Below are 18,305 nucleotides of genomic sequence, written 5' to 3' on the forward strand. Positions count from 1 at the left end.
ACCAGTTGGTCACCCCCGGTTACCGCGTCCCCATCCCGAAGGAGGGACCGAAATGCCGCTCATCGCCACCCTCGCCATCGCCGCCCTCATCATCGGCTTCGAGCAGTTCGTCCAGCTGAAGTTCGGGGCGATGGGCCTCATCGCATTCGTTGCCCTCTCCATCGGCATCAAGGCCAAGAACACCTTCATCGGCGGTATCGGAGCAGTGATCCTCGTGATGCTGCTCACCCAGGCCGGCTGACCGGACGCCACCGTCCGCCAGTCCGGCTGGCCGGGCTCCCTTCCGGAGGGGAGCCGGGAGCTCGGTCAGTCCGTTCCCATCACGCTACGGAGGAGAGGAGGTGACGGGACCTCAGAAGACGTCCGGGCACCACGGTCGCCTGGACGTACGCAACAGGGCGTCGGCGGTGGTTGCGGCGCCCGCCCGCGACTCGGCCACCCGGCCGAGCGCGGCGAGCCGCACCGCCGACTCGTCCCCGAGCCAGAGCGCCGCCAACTCACCTGCGCCCAACGTGAGTTCGGCGGCGTCCGTCGTTCGTACGCAGCTCGCCCCTTCCGGTGACGCGTCCAGCCGGTACCGCCCGGCCGACAGGCCGTCCCCGTCGCTGACCTCCAGCACCAACGTCCCGGTACCCGCGTACGTACGCGCCTCAAGAGCCCGTACGACATCCAGGATCCGCACCCACAGCCAGTCGGCCTGCGTGGTGAGCCGGGCGGCCCGCGGGTCCGGCAGCAGGTGCGGCACCAGGTCGTCCGGAGCGCGATAGCCCGTCTTCACTGCCGTGACCCAGTCCACCGAGCAGACGTGGCGCCACAACGCGCGCTCGGCGGCCGGCGACACCGCGATCATGTCCTTCACCTTCGCCGTGTTCAGCGGCTGCTTGGCGTCGACCCACTCGCCGTCCGAGGTGTAGGTGAGCAGGCCCTCGGCCTCGCCGTGCCCATTGCGGTACACGGCATAGAAGGGCTCGGTCCATGGGGACCGGTCCAGCGTCAGCACACCGGTGTTGACCTGCCACCACCGCTCGTCCCGGTCGACCACCCCCGGCTGCACCCGCCTGAGCCGCTCGTGCAGCTCCGGCCCGATCTTGCGTACGTCCTCGCCGTCGACGAGGTCGATCCGCCCGCCGTCGTCCGGGCCCGCCCACCGGGGATCCAGCCCCGCCCGCGGCACCTCGATCGTCCACTCGGTGGCGGTGGTGGCCGGCCCGAACCCGTACCGGCCGTAGATCGGATACTCAGCGGCGATCAACGTCGCCACCACGTCGCCCCGTTCCTTCGCGGCGGCCAGGTCGCGCGCCATCATCCGTGTGAGCAGCCCACGCCGCCGATGGGTCGAGGTGACGCTCACATTCGTGATGGCATCGGCGGATACGACGCTCCCGCCCACCACCGTGAGCTCCTGCGCGAACGACCGGAACGTCGCCACGCACCGCCCGCCGTCGAAGCCCCCCAGCGTGCGCTCCGGCACGATGTACGAACTGCGGTCCGCGATCTCCGCCTCCGAGACGGCGGGCGGTCGCAGAAACCCGGTGTTCAACGCGCGGATCCAGTCGGGGATCTCGGTCTCGGTGATCGGGCGTACGTCGATGTCCCGTACGCCTGGGCCCTGTAGGTCCTGGTGGCGGCTCATGGTTCTCACCCTAGGCACGTGGGCAGTGGCTGCCCCAGGGGTTTTCCAGCGGCAGGCTCACGGCGGACGGCTGATGGCTGATGGCTGGACAGCCCGGCGCCCCCAACTCCCGAGCGGCAAGCCGGAGATACAGCACAGATACGTCAAGGTCCGTGGTGGAACCACCCGTGCTGGTGAGGCACTCTGTGCAGTTGTGGGGAGCCTTCCGTATCAGAGCGGGTCCAGGGACGATTCCGCGCACATGGTGGTGTGCGGGGACGACGCGCTGGCGCACCGGCTGGCAGCCGAGTTGCGCGGGGTGTACGGGGAGCAGGTGACGCTGGTCGTACCGTCCGCCGTGCGGACCGTACGGCCGCCGGTCGTCGGCCGGGCGTCCGCGCTGCTCGACCGGGTGTCGGCGGCAGTGAACCGAGCGGCCGTGACCCGGGCCGCGGGCAGCGGCGCCAATGGCGGTGGCGGAGCTTCCTCGGGCCGGGCCGCCGGTGCAGGGTCGTCGCACACCGAGCCCTTGGAAGCCTCCGAGCTGACCGAGGCCGTGCTCGCCGAAGCCGGCGTCGAGCGGGCGGACGCGCTGGCGCTCGTGTACGACGACGACGAGACGAACATCCGCGCCGCACTCACCGCCCGCCGTCTCAACCCCCGGCTGCGCCTGGTCATCCGGCTCTACAACCGCCGCCTCGGCCAGCACCTCGAGGCCCTGCTGGACCAGGCCTCGGCCCTGGCCATGGCGGGAGCAACGACCGGGGACGAAGGTGGGGAGGGGAACGGTGCCGGTGACGGCGATTCCCGGGAGCCCGGTCTCGTCGATGCCTCCACCACTGTCCTCTCCGATGCCGACACGGCCGCTCCCGCCCTGGCGGCGACCGCGGTGGCCGGGACCACCAAGGTCGTGCAGACGGAGGGGCTGTTGCTGCGGGCCATGGAACGACCGCCGCCCGGCCCGGGCCAGATCGCCGACCCCGGTCTGTGCACCTTGGCACTGCTCTCGGCGACGACCAACGACCCGGCCGGCGCGGATGGTTCCGACAGCAGCGGTGAGCACGGCCCTCAACTTCTGCCCGACGAACGCGCCGTAGCCGCCGCGACCGGCCGCGGCACCGTCGTCCTGGAAACGGTGTCGTACTCCGGCCCAACCGCCCCCACGGGCCGTGGCGTCGTGCCCGCCCTGCCCTTCGCCGCCCTGTTCTCCCGGCGACTGCGCTGGTCGCTGGCCGGACTCGTGGGCTGCGTGTTCGCGCTCGTGATCGCGTCGATGGTGACGACGGGCGACCATCCGCTGCACGCCACGTATCTGACGTTGCTCGATCTCTTCGCCATCAACGAGCCCGCGCTCAACCAGTCGCAAGGCCGCCAAATCCTCCAACTCCTCACCAGTCTCGTCGGGTTGCTGCTTCTTCCCGTACTGCTCGCAGCGGTCCTCGAAGCCCTCGGCACCTTCCGCAGCGGATCCGCGCTGCGCCGGCCGCCCCGCGGGCTCTCCGGCCATGTCGTCCTGCTCGGACTCGGCAAGATCGGTACGCGCGTCCTCACCCGGCTTCGCGAACTCGGCACCCCGGTCGTGTGCGTGGAGTCCGACCCCGAGGCCCGCGGGATCGCGACCGCGCGCCGTCTGCGAGTACCCGTCGTCCTCGGTGACGTCACCCAGGAAGGCGTCCTGGAAGCCGCCAAGATCCACCGGGCCCACACACTGCTGGCCCTGACCAGCGCGGACACCACCAACCTCGAAGCCGCCCTGTACGCCAGGACGGTGCGCCCCGATCTGCGCGTCGTCCTGCGGCTGTACGACGACGACTTCGCCACCGCGGTGTACCGCACCCTGCGCTCGGCCCACCCCTACGCGCTCACCCGTAGCCGCAGCGTCACCTACCTCGCCGCGCCCGCCTTCGCCGGAGCGATGATGGGCCGCCAGATCCTGGGCGCCATCCCCGTCGAACGCCGCGTGCTGCTCTTCGCGGCCCTGGACGTCGCCCGGCACCCGCAACTGGAGGGCCGGACGGTCGCCGAGGCGTTCCGCCCCGGGGCGTGGCGGGTCGTCGCCCTGGACACGGCGGCCCGGGACGAACGCAGCCCCGACCTGGCCACCGACCCCGCCCCGGACGCCCCCGCACGGACACCGGGCCTGGTGTGGGACCTGCCGCCCGGCTACGTCATGGGCGCCGGCGACCGTGTGGTCCTGGCCGCCACCCGCCGCGGCCTCGCGGAACTACTGGGCCGCCGACGCCGGGAACGTACGAACCCTTGAGCGGCCGACCGCGCCTCAGTAGCGCTCCACCAAGTGCTCGCGCCCCGCCGGAGGTTCGTACGGCTCAGGCCAGAAGTCCGTCATCGATATGACGCGGCCCTGGTCGTCCCCCGTGAAGAACGAGATGCCGTACATCTCCTCCAGGCCCACCGTGAAGTGGATCCAGGTGACGACCTGGCCCGGCTCGGCGATTATGCGCTCGATCCGCAGGTGCCAGTCGCCGGGATACTCCCGGTTGAACTGGACGAACTTCTCCCGCCCGCGGATGCGCTCGCGCGTCTGGGGCAGGGTGTAGACGACGTCCTCCGCGAGGGTCTCCGCGAAGGCCGCCCAGTCGCGGGCCTCGGCCGTGGCCCAGAAGGTCTCAACTGTCTTGCGCAGATCGGTCAGTTCGCTTGGATCGGTCGATGAGGTCATACCGCGATAGTGCACCGCGCCACTGACAATCGCCCTGACCTGCGAAAGTCCTAAAGGCACGAGTTATCCACAGGCTGAGGACCTCGGCAGCGGATTGTCGGTGGGAGCGGGCAGTATGGGGTCATGACTGAGAGCAACGGGGCCAACCCGGACGAGGGGACCATCTCGCACCACGCGGCGATGCCGCACGACGAGGCCATGCCGGACTGGGAGAAGCGCTTCCGGGCGCCGCGGGTGTCCTTGCCCGACTGGGCGCAGGACGCACCGCACCGGTCCCTGTTCGTGTCCAACGCGACAGGGACGTACGAGTTGTACGCATGGGATCGCGCGACGGGCGCCCAGCACCAGGTCACGGACCGGCCCAACGGCACGACGGACGGGGTGCTGTCGCCCGACGGCGAGTGGATCTGGTGGTTCGACGACAAGGACGGGGACGAGTTCGGGATCTGGCGGCGCCAGCCGTTCGCCAGAGACAAGGGCGCCCCGTCCGGCCCCGACGAGGCCGCGGCCCCCGGCCTCGACCCGTCGTATCCCGCCGGACTCGCGCTCGCGCGCGACGGACGTACCGCGGTCGTCGGCAGGTCGACCGATGAGGACGGTTCGACGGTCTACGTCACCCGGGCCGGTGAAGACCCCGTGGAGATCTACCGTCACCGGGAGTCGGCGGGCGTCGGCGACCTCTCGTACGACGGATCGCTGATCGCGATCGAGCACACCGAGCACGGCGACGCGATGCACTCGGCGCTGCGGGTGCTGCGGCTGGACGGTTCGGCGGTCGCGGAGCTGGACGACACCAAGGGCGGCACGGTGGAGCTGGGCCTGGAGGTGCTGGGCTTCGCCCCGGTCGACGGGGACACCCGGCTGCTCGTCGGGCATCAGCGGAGCGGGCGCTGGGAGCCGATGGTGTGGGACGTGGCGTCCGGCGAGGAGACCGACCTGGCGCTGACCGGGCGACTGGACGGCGACCTGAGCGCCGAGTGGTATCCGGACGGTTCCGCGCTGCTGGTCGTGCACAGCTACGAGGCACGCAGCGAGCTGTGGCGGTACGACCTGGCGTCCCGCCGGCTCGAGCGGATCCCCACGCCGAAGGGCACGGTGTCGGGGGCGACGGCCCGCCCGGACGGCAGCGTGGAGTATCTGTGGTCGTCGGCTGCCGAGCCCCCGGTGGTCCGCTCGACGTCCGGCGAGGTCGTTCTCGACCCGCCCGGGATGAAGTCACCGGGATCAGTGCCCGTGGAGGACGTATGGGTGGACGGTCCGGGCGGCCGCATCCACGCCCTCGTCCAGCGACCCGCGGGAGTGACGGGTCCCCTGCCCACCGTGTTCGACATCCACGGCGGTCCTACCTGGCACGACAGCGACTCCTTCGCGGCGGGCCCGGCGGCGTGGGTCGACCACGGGTACATGGTGGTCAGGATCAACTACCGCGGCTCGACCGGATACGGGCGGGAGTGGACGGACGCGCTCAAGCACCGGGTCGGCCTGATCGAGCTGGAGGATGTCGCGGCCGTCCGCGAATGGGCGGTGACCTCCTCACTCGCCGACCCCGAACGGCTGATCCTCACCGGCGGCTCCTGGGGCGGGTATCTCACGCTCCTGGGCCTCGGCACAGAGCCGGACGCATGGGCCCTGGGGATCGCGGCGGTACCGGTCGCGGACTACGTCACGGCGTACCACGACGAGATGGAGGCGCTGAAGGCGATGGACCGCACCCTTCTCGGCGGCACACCGGAGGAGGTCCCCGAGCGCTTCGAGGCCTCGTCCCCGCTGACGTACGTCGACGCGGTCAAGGCCCCCGTCTACATCTCCGCCGGTGTCAACGACCCCCGCTGCCCCATCCGCCAGGTGGAGAACTACGTCACCCGCCTCGCCGCCCGCGACGCCGTCCACGAGGTGTACCGCTACGACGCGGGCCACGGCTCCCTGGTCGTGGACGAACGCATCAAGCAGGTCCGCCTGGAACTGGACTTCGCGGAGCGGCACCTGGGGAGGTGAGAGCAGCGGGCTCGTTGTCCGGGGGACCCGGCGACAGGCGACCCCTCGCCCGGGCCGCGGGCAAGGGCCCCGTAACGTGGAGGGCGTGTACCGGTTCCTGCTGACCACCCCCCGCTGGTGGGCGATCAACGTCTTCGTACTGCTGGCCATCCCCTTCTGCGTCTTCATGGGGTCATGGCAGTTGGGGCGGTTCGAGGACCGCGTCGAGAGCCACCGCACGGCCGAGGAGAAGGCGTCCGAGGACCAGCGGGAAGCGGCCCGGCCTCTGGCCGAGCTGCTGCCCGTGGACAAGGAGACGTCGGGCGAGCAGGCCACGGCGACCGGCCGGTACGGGAAGCAGTTGCTCGTGCCGGACCGGGAGCTGGACGGCAAGCGCGGCTACTACGTCCTGACGATGCTGCGCGCGGACAACGGCAAGGCCCTGCCCGTGGTCCGGGGCTGGCTGCCCGGTGACGCCGACACCGCGAAGGCCCCGGCCGCACCGTCCGGCGAGGTCACCGTGACCGGCGCGCTCCAGGCCTCCGAGAGCCCTGGCTCGGACGGCGTGAGCGCGGCGGGTGGTCTGCCCGCCGGCCAGACGGGCGCGATCAGCGCGGCGTCACTCGTGAACCTCGTGCCGTATGACGTGTACGACGCCTGGGTCACGCTCGCCGAGGCCGATGCGGGGATGACGGCGGTGCCCGCTAAGGCGCCGCAGGACACGGGCCTGGACCTGAAGGCGTTCCAGAACCTCGGCTATACCGGCGAGTGGTTCGTCTTCGCGGGCTTCGTGGTCTTCATGTGGTTCCGGCTGCTGCGCAGGGAGGTGGAGTTCGCACAGGACGCGGAACTGGGCCTCGCCGAGGAGCCGCCGAGCGAGCCCGCCGACGAGACGCGCGACGAGCCGAAGGCGTCGGCCTCGCCCACGGCCTGACGCAAGGCGTCAGCCCCGCCGCGGGCCGACGTCAGGACGCGGCCAGCATTCCGGTCCGATACACCGTTCCCGCGCAGGCGTCGGGCACGGTCGCCGAGGTTGTCGGGGCGCCGTCCTCCGCCGTGTTCGACACCACGACGCTGCCGTCCTGGACGCCTTCCTCCGGGACGAGCTGCGTGGTCGTGCCGTCGCCGGTGCCGCCCTCCGAGCCCGTGGTCGTACCGCCGCTGTCGCCACCGGTGGTGGTGCCGTCCGTGGGCGTCGGCTGGTCAGGCGGCGTGGTGTTGTCGTCGGGAACGGTCGGGCAGGTCTCCGAGGGCACCCAGGCGAACTTCACCTCGTACGCCGCCCCCGGTTGCAGTACCAGCGTGCTGACCTCGGTCGACGGGTCGGGCAAGCCGGTCGCCTCGTCGCCCGAGGCGTGGGAGACAACCTGGATCTTGGTCCCGTCCGCCGCGCCCTGCGGGAGAGCGGAGACGGCGCCGGAGCCGGTGACCGTACAGCTGGCGGCGGAGACGTTGGCGATCTGGAAGGTGCCGTAGACAGCGCCCCCCGCGTCTGGGGCGCCGACGTTCGAGGTGGCGTTGCCGAGCTGCGTGGACGTACAGACGGGTGCGTCGGCGGCCGAGAGCGTCGGCTCTGCTCCGCCGGTGGATCCGGTGCTGCTGCTCGCTTCCTTGTCCTCGCCCGGCGTCTCCTTCTTGTCTTCCTTGTCCTTCTCTTTGTCCTTGCCCGGAGAGCTGCCGGGGCCGCTTTCCTGGCTGTCCTGGGCCGAGCCGCCCTGGCTGGCTCCGCCTTGGGTCTGCGAGGTCTGGTGGCCGGCCATGGACGGGTCGGCGTCGGGACCGGTGGAGTTCGAGACGTGCACGAGAGCCGGGATCGCCGTGCCGACGAAGAGCGCGGCGGCGGCCATACCGACGACGGCCTGGCGCTTGCGGGCCCGCCGGGCCGGTACCGCCCGCCGCAGACGCTCCAGCGTGCCGTCGTCATCGGCGGGCTCGAGCTCCTGTACGGCCTGGTGCAGCATCCTGCGCAGTGCCAGCTCGTCGGAGGCGAGGCCCTCCGGACCGGGGCCCTTCGCTCCTCCCGAACCGGAGTCCGGCGCACTCGCTCCATCCGGCGATGCCCCAGGCCCGCTCGACTCCCCCGCCCCGCTCGACTCCCGCGGACCCGGATTCTCCGAGTGGCCGTGATTCACAGTTCCGTTCCCAGCGTGCCGCTCATGATCGTGCTCGTACCCATGTTCGTACTTGTTGTCGCCGTTGTTGTCGGCGCGATCGTGGTCGCTCATGCCGACGCCTCCATGGCGATGCGCAGGGCCGCGATGCCGCGCGACCCGTACGCCTTCACCGAGCCCAGCGAGATGCTCAGCGTCTCGGCGACCTGTGCCTCGGTCATATCCGCGAAGTAGCGCAGGACGAGGACCTCGCGCTGGCGGCGCTGGAGTCCCTTCATGGCCTTGATCAGGGCGTCGCGCTCAAGCTGGTCGTACGCGCCCTCTTCCGCGCTCGCCATGTCGGGCATCGGCTTGCTCAGCAGCTTCAGGCCGAGGATGCGGCGGCGCAGCGCGGAGCGCGACAGGTTCACGACTGTCTGGCGCAGATACGCCAGGGTCTTCTCCGGGTCGCGCACGCGTTTGCGCGCCGAGTGCACGCGGATGAAGGCCTCCTGGACGACGTCCTCGCAGGAGGCGGTGTCGTCGAGGAGGAGCGCCGCGAGGCCCAGAAGCGAGCGGTAGTGGGCGCGGTAGGTCTCGGTGAGATGGTCGACGGTGGTGCCCGCGGCCGTGGCGTCGTCAGCGCCCTCGCGCTGATCCGGGATGCGGGTGGGCCGAGCTGCGGGCATGGGCGCGATCACCGGCATGCCGCCGGGCGCGCCGGCCAAGCGGGCTCGGCGGGGCGGGCGCAGGGCTGTGCCGCGCGCAGCTGGGAATTCGAGTACCTCTGCCACGCATGTTGGACACGTTTACCCCTGTCGGGGTTGTACGCGACAGGCATCACATTTGCGTCAGGCCGCGCGCCCCCCGGCGCGACCGGCAGCGCGCCCGACGACGCGTCGTATGCCTTCATGCGTACCAGCTCTTCCTCTATGCCCATGTGAGAGGGGCGTCCGGACGCCCCTCAAGGGCGACCGCAAAGACGCTCCCCGCCCTCCGCACGGTTGCGGAGAGCGGGGAGGAAAATCTTCGGACGCCGAAGGCTCCGATTCAAGGTCCGGACCAACGGGCGAACCATCAAACTGTCACAGATTCTACAAACGTTTCAGCCCAGGACCGGACGAATACCGCCACAGGCCCGAACTCAGGCCCCGGCCCTCTTCAGTTCCGCCGCCACCAGCTCCGCGATCTGCGCCGTGTTCAGGGCCGACCCCTTCCGCAGGTTGTCCCCGCACACAAAGAGTTCGAGCGCCGTCGGATCGTCAAGGGCCCGCCGTACGCGCCCCACCCACGTGGGATCCGTGCCCACCACGTCGGCCGGTGTCGGGAACTCCCCCGCGGCCGGATCGTCGAAGAGCACGACCCCGGGCGCTGTGGCGATGATCTCGCGGGCCTGGTTGACGGTGACCTCACGCTCGAAGCAGGCGTGGACGGTCAGCGAGTGCGTGGTGACGACGGGCACGCGTACGCAGGTGACGGCGACGCGCAGATCCGGCAGTCCGAGGATCTTGCGGGACTCGTCCCGTACCTTCATCTCCTCCGAGGACCACCCGTCCTCCCGGGCGGTCCCGGCCCACGGCACCACATTGAGCGCCACCGGCTCCGGGAACGGCCCCGTGTTGTCCCCCACGGCGCGGCGTACGTCACCGGGGGTCGTCCCCAGCTCCGTACCCGCGACGAGCGACAGCTGCTGCCGCAGGGTGTCGATGCCCCGGCGCCCGGCGCCGCTCACCGCCTGGTACGAGGAAACCACCAGCTCACGCAGCCCGAACTCGGCGTGCAGTGCGCCGAGGGCGACGATCATGGACAGCGTCGTGCAGTTGGGGTTGGAGATGATGCCGCGCGGCCTCAGGCGGGCGGCGTGCGGATTGACCTCCGGGACCACCAGCGGCACATCCGGGTCCATCCGGAAGGCGCCGGAGTTGTCGACCACGACCACGCCCTTGGACGCGGCGATGGGTGCCCACCGCTCGGCCACTTCGTCGGGTACGTCGAACATGGCGACGTCCACGCCGTCGAAGGCGGCCTCGGCCAGCGCCACGACCTCGACCTCCTCGCCGCGCAGGGCCAGCTTGCGGCCGGCCGAGCGCGGTGAGGCGATCAGACGGATCTCACCCCAGATGTCCGCGCGCTGGGACAGGATCTGGAGCATGACCGTGCCGACGGCTCCGGTCGCTCCCACGACCGCGAGCGTCGGCTTACGGGTCTGCCGCGCATCCGCGGTCATCGGTGGCCGGTGCCTCCGCGCGAGAGGCCTCCGTGTGCGAGGACGGTCATCGCCCGGTGCCTCCGTAGACGACGGCTTCGTCGCTGTCGGAGTCGAGCCCGAAGGCGGTGTGCACGGCGCGGACGGCTTCGTTGACGTCGTCGGCGCGGGTGACCACCGAGATGCGGATCTCGGAGGTCGAGATCAGCTCGATGTTCACGCCCGCGTCGGACAGCGCCTCGAAGAAGCCCGCCGTGACGCCCGGGTTGGTCTTCATACCGGCCCCGACCAGGGAGATCTTGCCGATCTGGTCGTCGTAGCGCAGCGACTCGAAGCCGATCGCCGTCTTCGCCCGCTCCAGCGCGTCGATGGCCTTGCGGCCCTCGGTCTTGGGGAGCGTGAAGGAGATGTCCGTCAGGCCGGTGGAGGCGGCGGACACGTTCTGCACGACCATGTCGATGTTGATCTCGGCATCGGCGATGGCGCGAAAGATGACGGCGGCCTCACCCGGCTTGTCCGGTACGCCGACGACCGTGATCTTGGCCTCGGAGGTGTCGTGTGCGACACCGGAGATGATGGCCTGCTCCACCTTCTGGTCCCCTTGCTGAATCGGCTCGTTGCTGACCCAGGTGCCCTTGAGTCCGCTGAAGGACGAGCGCACATGGATCGGGATGTTGTAGCGGCGCGCGTATTCCACACAGCGGTGGAGCAGCACCTTGGAGCCGGAGCTGGCGAGCTCCAGCATGTCCTCGAAGGAGATCCAGTCGATCTTCCGGGCCTTCTTCACCACCCGCGGGTCGGCGGTGAACACGCCGTCGACGTCGGTGTAGATCTCGCAGACGTCGGCGTCGAGGGCCGCAGCCAGCGCGACCGCCGTGGTGTCGGATCCGCCACGACCGAGGGTCGTGATGTCCTTCTTGTCCTGGCTGACGCCCTGGAACCCGGCGACGATGGCGATGTTGCCCTCGTCGACCGACGTCTGGATCCGGCCCGGCGTGACATCGATGATCCGCGCTTTGTTGTGGACCGAGTCGGTGATCACACCTGCCTGGCTGCCGGTGAAGCTCTGGGCCTCGTGGCCCAGGTTTTTGATCGCCATCGCCAGCAGGGCCATGGAGATCCGCTCTCCGGCGGTCAGCAGCATGTCGAACTCCCGCCCGGCAGGGATCGGGGATACCTGCTCGGCGAGATCGATCAACTCATCCGTCGTGTCACCCATCGCCGACACCACGACGACCACCTGGTGGCCGTTCTTCTTGGCGTCGACGATCCGCTTGGCGACTCGCTTGATGCCTTCGGCATCCGCTACGGAGGAGCCTCCGTACTTCTGCACGACAAGGCCCACGTGCGCTCCTCGCTCATTCCGTCTCGTACCGCACACTGCGGTCGGCTCAGTCTAACGAGCGGCCGAACGCCACCCGGGTGTTATCGCATCGTGAGATGTCCCGCCCACGACGTGATCACTCGGCCCTGTCGCCGAGTGGTGCCAACGGCCCCGGTGGTCCGGCCGCTCCAGGACCGCACATGCCCCCTCATGGAGGGCCCACTCGGAAAAGTGCGCCGAAAGTGCGCCGAGTCACACCCGCCGATGAGCCTGAGAATTCAAGCACTAGGGTTCCGGCTGTGCGCGTACTTCTGGTGGAAGACGACGAGCCCATCGCCCAGTCGCTCAGGCGCGGCCTGACGCGATACGGCTTCGAAGTGGAATGGGTCACCACGGGCGGGGACGCCCTGGCCCACCAAGGGGCATACGACGTCGTCCTCCTCGATCTCGGACTGCCCGACACCGACGGCCTCGACGTCTGCAAGGCCCTGCGGGAGCGCGGCGACGTGCCGATCATCGTGATCAGCGCGCGAAGCGACGAGACGGACCGGGTGGTGGGCCTGGAGCTCGGCGCCGACGACTACGTCTCCAAGCCCTTCGGCGTACGGGAGGTCATCGCACGCATACGAGCGGTGATGCGCCGCATGCAGCCGCGCGCCACCGAGGCGCCGGCGGAGGCCGGCCCCGACGGGTACGGGCCGCGCCTGACCATCGATCGCAAGGCCGCGCGCGTACGGCTGGACGACGAGGAACTGGCCCTCGCGCCCAAGGAGTACGACCTGCTCGCGTTCCTCACCCTGGAGCCCGGCGCACTGATGTCTCGTGAACAGATCATGGAAGCGGTCTGGGACGCGAACTGGTTCGGGCCGACCAAGACGCTGGACGTCCATGTGGCGGCGCTGCGGCGGAAGCTCGGGGACGCGGTCACGATCGAGGCTGTTCGGGGTGTCGGCTTCCGGCTGATCGTCCACGAGGACGGCGAGCCGGGCGAGAGCACGGGTAACGGCAGTAACGGCGGCGGCAAGGGCGGCGGCGGCACCTCATGATCCGCCAGCTCATCCGCAGTTACGTCCTGCTCGTCGCCGTCGCGATCGCCCTGTTCACCGTGCCGGTGGCCTTCACGCTCACCGACCAGTTGCGGGACGACACCAAGCTGTCCGTCGAGCGCGAGGCCAGGACCATGGCGCTCCTCCTCGGCAACGGCAGCCAGGCCTCGTGCCAGGCCCTGGAGGAGATGGGCACGGCGTACAGCCGTCAGACGCCCGACGATGTCCAGGTCGTCTCCGAGGAGGAGCCCTGCGCGGGGAAGCTGCCCCAGCCGGACCAGGACGCGGCCCTGGCAAAGGCCCTGAACGAAGGCGAACCCACGTCCGACTGGGGCTCCTCCTTCATCTGGGGCCCGCACCTGGTGGTCACCGTTCCCGCCCACGCGGATCCTGTGGACCGGGACGTAGAGGGGGCCGATGACGAGCGCCCGGTCGTCGGCGCCGTACGGATCGAGTACTCGACCCAGACGCTCACCAACCGGCTGTGGAACATCTGGGGCTTCCGGGCGATCCTCGCCGTACTCGTGCTGGCCGTGGCCGCCGTGATCGGCGCCGTGGTGGCCCGTCGGCTGACCCGCCCGCTGCGCGAACTCAACGACATGGCAAGCAAGTTCAGCGACGGCGACCTGACGGCCCGTTCCCCCGTGACGGGCCCCCAGGAGACACAGACCCTGGCTCGTACGCTCAACCAGGGCGCCGAACGACTCGACACGCTGATGTCCGCGCAACGCATCTTCGTGGCGGACGCCTCCCACCAGCTCCGTACGCCGCTGACGGCGCTGCGTCTGTCCCTGGACAACATCGCCGACGGTGTGGACGACGAATTCGTCAAGGAGGACGTCGAACAGGCGACGGCGGAGGTGGTCCGGATGAGCCGCCTGGTCAACGACCTGCTGGTGCTGGCGCGGGCCGAGGCCAAGGTGACCGCCGCGGAACCGCTGCCGCTGGGTGACGTGCTGGAGGAGCGGCTGGCGGTGTGGCGGCCGGCCGCCGACGAGCGCGGAGTGTCCATCGCGCTCAGGGGGAGTGCCGACGGCCGGCTTCTTGTGTTGGCCAGTCCCGGTCATCTGGACCAGGTCCTGGACAACGTGCTTTCCAATGCCCTGGAGGTCTCACCGGACGGCGCGGCGATCACCGTCAAGGTGGAGTCCAAGGGCGACCAGGTGGTGCTGAAGGTGCTGGACCAGGGCCCCGGTATGTCCGAGGCCGAGAAGTCCCGCGCCTTCGACCGCTTCTGGCGCGGTCAGGGCCTCACCGGGCGGTCCGGCTCCGGCCTCGGCCTCGCCGTCGTCAGACAACTGGTGACGGACGACGGCGGGACCGTTGAGCTGGAGGACGCGCCCGGGCGTGGGCTGTGCGTGGCGATCAGCCTTCGGGCATCGCAGAGGAGTGGTGGTTGACGATCTTCCACTTGCCGTCGCGCTTCTCGTACTCGTACGTGTAGCGGGCCTCGACGACACGCTTCTCGCCGGTCTCGTGGTCGGTGAGCGTGAACTCGTACACGCCGGTGTCGATGGCGGAGTTCGAGTCCAGGACGTTGACGATCGTCTGGACCTTCTTGCCGGCCGGCTTGTTTTGCAGGAAGTGCTCGAAGTAGTCGACGATTCCGGCGCGGTCGGTTCTGACCTTGTTCGAGACCGTGGGCAGGAGGACCGCGTCCTTCGCATACTGGTCCGCCACCTTCTCGGCATCGCCGGTCTGCAGGGTCGCGTTCCATACGTCGAAGAGGGCGGCGACCTCCTTCTTCGAAGGCTTGGCGGCCTTCTCGGGCGTGGCCGCGCTGATCCCCACGGTCACCGTGGCGACGGAGACGAGGGCGGTGGCGGTGACGAGGGCGGCGCGTATGCGGGTCTTGCGGGTCATCGCAACTCCAGTGCGGTCTAGGTGAGTTGCTCCCTTTCCGCTACCTCTGCGGCGGGAGTGACTCCAGACTCGCGTGGCGCTGGTTAGGGCTGATCCAGCAGACGTGCAGGGGCCGGACAGGGATCATCCAATTCCCGCCGCGTGACACTTTGATCACGCATAGACACCGCCCGTTTCATGTCACCGGGCGTCCGCCGTCTCGCCCCGCCCCCGCACCAGACTGACGCCCGCACCGAGCGATACGACACCCATGCCGACGCTGGTCATGAGGCCCTGCGTGCCCTCGACGACGAACGGGGCGACCGCGGCGACGGCGAGGTTGAACAGGAAGAGGAACCAGAGGGCGGGCTTGGAGGAGAGCAGCGACTTCATGTTTCCTTCTCGGATCGGGAGAGCCGGGTCTTCCCGGGCGGGAAGCCGTTGACCTTGCACTTGCGCTTGGCTTGCGAGGTCAACGGTCCCGTTCTCCGCCGACCACCACGAGGGAGTGCCCTCCCGGACCTGTGGTGCAGCGGGCTACACCACAGGGAGAATGCGGCCCTGTGACGGGTGGGTGGGCGGGCGGCTGGGCGGGCGAGTTGATGCTGGGCTGCATCATCCTGCTCGGGTCCTCCGTTCAGTGGCTCACGGGAATGGGCTTCGCGCTGGTCGCCGTACCCGCCCTCGTGCTCGTACTCGGCCCGACCGAAGGCGTCGTGCTGGCCAACTGTGCCGGTGGGGTCATCTGTCTCGCCGGTCTCGCGGGTGGGTGGCGGCAGGTGCGGCTGCGGGCGATGGTGCCGCTGTGCGCCGCGGCGGCGTGCACCGTGCCGGCCGGGACCTGGGTGGCCCGGCGACTGCCCGAGCCTGTCCTGCTCGCCTTCATGGGGACGCTGGTGACAGTGGCCGTGCTGCTGGTCATGCGCGGCGCCCGAGTGGCCGCCCTGCGCGGGAGCGGGGGCGCGGTGACCGCGGGGGCACTGGGCGGGTTCATGAACTCGGCGGCGGGCGTCGGTGGGCCGCCGGTCTCCCTGTACGCGGTCAACGCGGGCTGGCCCGTACGGGAGTTCGTGCCGAACGCGTTCTTTTACGGAGTGCTGGTGAACGCGTTCTCCGTCGCCGCCAACGGGATGCCCCAACTCAGCCCGCCCCTTTGGCTGTTGGCCGCGACCGGAATGGTCACCGGAGCCGCCATCGGGAGAGCGCTCGCCCCTCGGGTTCCGGAGAAACGGGCCCGGGGGTTGGTGCTGCTGCTGGCGCTGGGCGGCGGGCTCACGACTTTGGGGAAGGGACTCTGGGGGCTGTAACGGTCTTGCACGCCGGCTCGCTCAGTCCACGAACTCCTTGAGAGGCTCGGTGTCCAGGGTGATGTCCACAGGCGCCGGGAAGTCGACGGCCGCGCCGAAGGGCAACTTCTCCTCTCGTCGGTAGCGGCCGTCCTCGGGCTGCGAGAACACGACGACCGAGCAGTCGTCGCGGTCGATGAGGAGATAGACGGGGATGCCTGCGGCCGCGTAGCCATCGGGCTTCTCGATGCGGTCACGCCGGTTGGTGTCGGAGTCGTACGACGTGACCTCCACGGCCATCAGCACCGTCTCCGCGCTCGACCACTCGCCATGCCCCTTGAGACTGCCCTTGGGGACCAAGATCCCGTCGGCGCGGGCACGCCCCTTACGGTAGGCCTCGGTCTTGAGGCCACGCTCAGGGTAGAGCCGGAGGTCGGGGCGCAGCTGCATGCACCGTTCCAGGAGCCACATGTAGATCTCACTGTGGTTGCCGTCGGGCACCGGCTTGACCTGGACCTTTCCATTGATGAACTCCAGCCGCACAGTCTCGGGGGCATGGCGTTCCAACTGCTCGAACTCCTCGACAGACATCTGCGGCCGGTCTTGGTCGGTCCTGGGGGTCATGGCGTCGCCTCCTCGACTCCATGGTGCCCTGACCGGCACGTCCTGCACGCTCATACGTCCCTCCCATCCGGCGGACCTCCCTCGAGAGCTTCGCCGCCGTGTTCGTCGTCGCCTCCGGGCCTCGTGGGCCGATCGATCCGGACATCTGCGGCCGCGAGCTCCTCTTCGGTGGAGGGCCGGTACTCCGCCTCGTACTCCCGCATGGCCGCGAGCCCGGCGGCGCGTAGTTGCTCGTGGTTCGGATGGGCACCGAGGTACTCCTCGACTGCATCCGCCGCCACGGCGTCGACGGGGCGCCGATCCGCCCGTGCGTAGTCCGGCAGACGGGCGATCAGGCCGGCGTCGAGCGCAGAGCCAAGTGCCCGTTCTCGACCGTCACGGCTTCCACCGCCTCGGCGGGAGGCCGTTCGCGATGCGGTCGCGGTTGTCGCGGTAGTGGTAGTGGACGCGGTCCTCGATGGGCACGGGGCGGAAGGTGTCGGGCACGGGTCCGCCCGTACGCCGTTCCAGCTTCAGCTTGAGGAGACGAGCGGTCGCGGTGCCCATGTGGGCGATCTCCTCGAAGCCCTTCTTGACGTCCTCCGGCGTCATCCCCAGCTCCGCCTCCTCCGCGCGACAGTCCTCGCACACGCCACGGATGATCTTCGCCGTCCGCTCGTCCGCGTCGCAGGTGGCGCACGCCATGATCACGCGGGTCACACGGGCACGGAGGGGGCGGCCGGGGCCGGACTCGGCGGTCTCGTTCTTCTTCGGAGGCATCTTGTTCTCCAATCGGGTACGGGCGAGTCCGCCCGGGTTCGTGACGGTGGGCGGCAGCCCACCGGTCAGTGCGCGGGCGATGTCGGCCGGGGTTGCGCCTCGTGCCAGCCACTCGGCGGCGCGGGGTTCGAGCGCCCGGCACTCGGCTTCGGAGAGGGCCATACGAGGGTCCGTGACGCGGAGTTGAGCGAGTGCGAGGTATGCGGCACTGGGCTCGGGGGCCGGTTCTGCCTCCGGAGTCGGCTCGGCATCCGCTGTCGGAGGCGCGTCCGAAGCGGGGGTTGGATCCGGCGCGGGCGACTCTGTTCGGGCCAGGCCCGGCTGGTAGTTCTGCGTTACGTCCCTGCCGTGGCGCTCTCGCGCGAACTCGGCCCACCACTCCAGTGACCTGGGCGTACGCGACCAGTACGTCCGCGTCACCCATCGCATCGAATTGTCCTCGACGGTGATGTGTTCCTTGATCCAGCGGAGGTGGCCGAACTCGGTGAGGCTCCTGAGGGACGTACGGGATGCCTGCTGGCCATAGCGGGGGTGCTCCGCCGCGATCACCTTGTGGCCCATGGCGTGGCCGTCGTCGAGGTGGTCGATGAAGATGGCGAACTCGGCGTCTCGGGGGCACAGATGCGCGAAGTCCGCGTCCGCGTGCGGGGATTCGTCACCCACGGCGCGCTTTCCGTAGCCCGTTTTGGCCATGGGGTGGGTGGGGCGCGGCAGGGCAGGGCTAGGGTGGGCGTAAGCCACGATCGAGTCCTCTTCGATCCGTAGGGCCAGGCCCCGGAGCCGGTGTTGGCGCACCGACCGGGGCCGATCTTTTGCCGCGAACCTAGAGTGACTTTACGTTCAGGTGCAAGCCGATCACGGA

18 protein-coding genes are annotated in these 18,305 nt (G+C 69.9%); 7 read left to right on the forward strand and 11 right to left on the reverse strand.

Annotation, left to right across the window (positions count from 1 at the left end; genetic code table 11):
- The first annotated feature begins 52 nt into the window (after positions 1-52).
- Positions 53-241, forward strand: coding sequence for a hypothetical protein (locus ACGFNK_RS07495; protein WP_344391058.1), 189 nt, complete (start codon positions 53-55; stop codon positions 239-241).
- A 111-nt stretch (positions 242-352) separates the two neighbouring features.
- On the opposite strand, the gene ACGFNK_RS07500 is transcribed toward ACGFNK_RS07495, so the two are convergent.
- Positions 353-1,633 (reverse strand): GNAT family N-acetyltransferase, encoded by a 1,281-nt coding sequence (locus tag ACGFNK_RS07500; protein ID WP_393412866.1) that lies wholly within the window; start codon positions 1,631-1,633, stop codon positions 353-355.
- 241 nt (positions 1,634-1,874) lie between these two features.
- Here ACGFNK_RS07500 and ACGFNK_RS07505 point away from each other — a divergent pair, with 241 nt between their 5' ends.
- Positions 1,875-3,875 carry an NAD-binding protein gene (locus ACGFNK_RS07505; RefSeq protein ID WP_393412868.1) on the forward strand — a complete coding sequence of 667 codons (2,001 nt, stop codon included), beginning with the start codon at positions 1,875-1,877 and terminating at the stop codon, positions 3,873-3,875.
- A 15-nt stretch (positions 3,876-3,890) separates the two neighbouring features.
- Here the strand turns inward: ACGFNK_RS07505 and ACGFNK_RS07510 are convergent, their stop codons facing one another.
- Positions 3,891-4,292: a nuclear transport factor 2 family protein gene (locus tag ACGFNK_RS07510; RefSeq protein ID WP_393412870.1), complete on the reverse strand. Its 402-nt coding sequence runs from the start codon at positions 4,290-4,292 to the stop codon at positions 3,891-3,893.
- Positions 4,293-4,415: 123 nt separating this feature from the next.
- Between ACGFNK_RS07510 and ACGFNK_RS07515 the strand changes: the two genes are divergently transcribed.
- Together ACGFNK_RS07515 and ACGFNK_RS07520 are read left to right on the forward strand one after the other, a co-directional pair.
- Positions 4,416-6,287, forward strand: a complete 1,872-nt coding sequence (locus ACGFNK_RS07515) for a S9 family peptidase (RefSeq protein WP_393412872.1) — start codon at positions 4,416-4,418, stop codon at positions 6,285-6,287.
- An 85-nt stretch (positions 6,288-6,372) separates the two neighbouring features.
- Positions 6,373-7,200: an SURF1 family protein gene (locus ACGFNK_RS07520; RefSeq protein WP_393412873.1), complete on the forward strand. Its 828-nt coding sequence runs from the start codon at positions 6,373-6,375 to the stop codon at positions 7,198-7,200.
- 31 nt (positions 7,201-7,231) lie between these two features.
- Here the strand turns inward: ACGFNK_RS07520 and ACGFNK_RS07525 are convergent, their stop codons facing one another.
- The 4 genes from ACGFNK_RS07525 to ACGFNK_RS07540 all read right to left on the reverse strand — a co-directional run bounded on the left by ACGFNK_RS07525 (position 7,232) and on the right by ACGFNK_RS07540 (position 11,907).
- On the reverse strand, positions 7,232-8,491 hold the full coding sequence (locus ACGFNK_RS07525; protein ID WP_393412875.1) for a hypothetical protein: 1,260 nt from the start codon (positions 8,489-8,491) through the stop codon (positions 7,232-7,234).
- A complete protein-coding gene (locus tag ACGFNK_RS07530; protein ID WP_393412877.1) occupies positions 8,488-9,150 on the reverse strand; it encodes a SigE family RNA polymerase sigma factor in 663 nt (220 codons plus the stop codon). The genes ACGFNK_RS07525 and ACGFNK_RS07530 overlap by 4 nt, the downstream gene beginning before the upstream one ends.
- A 350-nt stretch (positions 9,151-9,500) precedes the next feature.
- Entirely contained in the window at positions 9,501-10,583 is a 1,083-nt protein-coding gene (locus tag ACGFNK_RS07535; RefSeq protein WP_393412879.1) for an aspartate-semialdehyde dehydrogenase, read from the reverse strand.
- Between the two features lie 46 nt (positions 10,584-10,629).
- The gene (locus tag ACGFNK_RS07540) at positions 10,630-11,907 is read right to left on the reverse strand and encodes an aspartate kinase (protein WP_386342622.1); all 1,278 of its coding nucleotides are present in this window, start codon (positions 11,905-11,907) and stop codon (positions 10,630-10,632) included.
- Positions 11,908-12,185: 278 nt separating this feature from the next.
- On the opposite strand from ACGFNK_RS07540, the gene ACGFNK_RS07545 reads away from it, so the two are divergent.
- Both ACGFNK_RS07545 and ACGFNK_RS07550 read left to right on the forward strand, forming a co-directional pair.
- Complete coding sequence (locus tag ACGFNK_RS07545; RefSeq protein ID WP_393412881.1) at positions 12,186-12,932, forward strand: response regulator transcription factor; 747 nt, start codon at positions 12,186-12,188, stop codon at positions 12,930-12,932.
- The gene (locus ACGFNK_RS07550; protein WP_393412883.1) at positions 12,929-14,332 is read left to right on the forward strand and encodes a sensor histidine kinase; all 1,404 of its coding nucleotides are present in this window, start codon (positions 12,929-12,931) and stop codon (positions 14,330-14,332) included. Before ACGFNK_RS07545 ends, ACGFNK_RS07550 begins: the two co-directional genes overlap by 4 nt.
- On the opposite strand, the gene ACGFNK_RS07555 is transcribed toward ACGFNK_RS07550, so the two are convergent.
- Both ACGFNK_RS07555 and ACGFNK_RS07560 read right to left on the reverse strand, forming a co-directional pair.
- Positions 14,298-14,795, reverse strand: coding sequence for an SgcJ/EcaC family oxidoreductase (locus ACGFNK_RS07555; RefSeq protein WP_393412885.1), 498 nt, complete (start codon positions 14,793-14,795; stop codon positions 14,298-14,300). The genes ACGFNK_RS07550 and ACGFNK_RS07555 overlap by 35 nt on opposite strands.
- Positions 14,796-14,975: 180 nt before the next feature.
- Positions 14,976-15,167 carry a hypothetical protein gene (locus ACGFNK_RS07560; RefSeq protein ID WP_393412887.1) on the reverse strand — a complete coding sequence of 64 codons (192 nt, stop codon included), beginning with the start codon at positions 15,165-15,167 and terminating at the stop codon, positions 14,976-14,978.
- Between the two features lie 209 nt (positions 15,168-15,376).
- On the opposite strand from ACGFNK_RS07560, the gene ACGFNK_RS07565 reads away from it, so the two are divergent.
- Entirely contained in the window at positions 15,377-16,081 is a 705-nt protein-coding gene (locus tag ACGFNK_RS07565; protein ID WP_393413287.1) for a sulfite exporter TauE/SafE family protein, read from the forward strand.
- A gap of 21 nt (positions 16,082-16,102) precedes the next feature.
- On the opposite strand, the gene ACGFNK_RS07570 is transcribed toward ACGFNK_RS07565, so the two are convergent.
- The 3 genes from ACGFNK_RS07570 to ACGFNK_RS07580 form a co-directional block, all read right to left on the reverse strand.
- Positions 16,103-16,684: a Uma2 family endonuclease gene (locus ACGFNK_RS07570; RefSeq protein WP_393412889.1), complete on the reverse strand. Its 582-nt coding sequence runs from the start codon at positions 16,682-16,684 to the stop codon at positions 16,103-16,105.
- Positions 16,685-16,734: 50 nt separating this feature from the next.
- Positions 16,735-16,965 (reverse strand): hypothetical protein, encoded by a 231-nt coding sequence (locus ACGFNK_RS07575; RefSeq protein WP_393412891.1) that lies wholly within the window; start codon positions 16,963-16,965, stop codon positions 16,735-16,737.
- 94 nt (positions 16,966-17,059) lie between these two features.
- On the reverse strand, positions 17,060-18,106 hold the full coding sequence (locus ACGFNK_RS07580; protein ID WP_393412893.1) for a hypothetical protein: 1,047 nt from the start codon (positions 18,104-18,106) through the stop codon (positions 17,060-17,062).
- Between the last annotated feature and the right edge of the window lie 199 nt (positions 18,107-18,305).

Source organism: Streptomyces sp. NPDC048825 (assembly GCF_043198355.1).
Classification (GTDB): Bacteria; Actinomycetota; Actinomycetes; order Streptomycetales; family Streptomycetaceae; genus Streptomyces; species Streptomyces xiangluensis.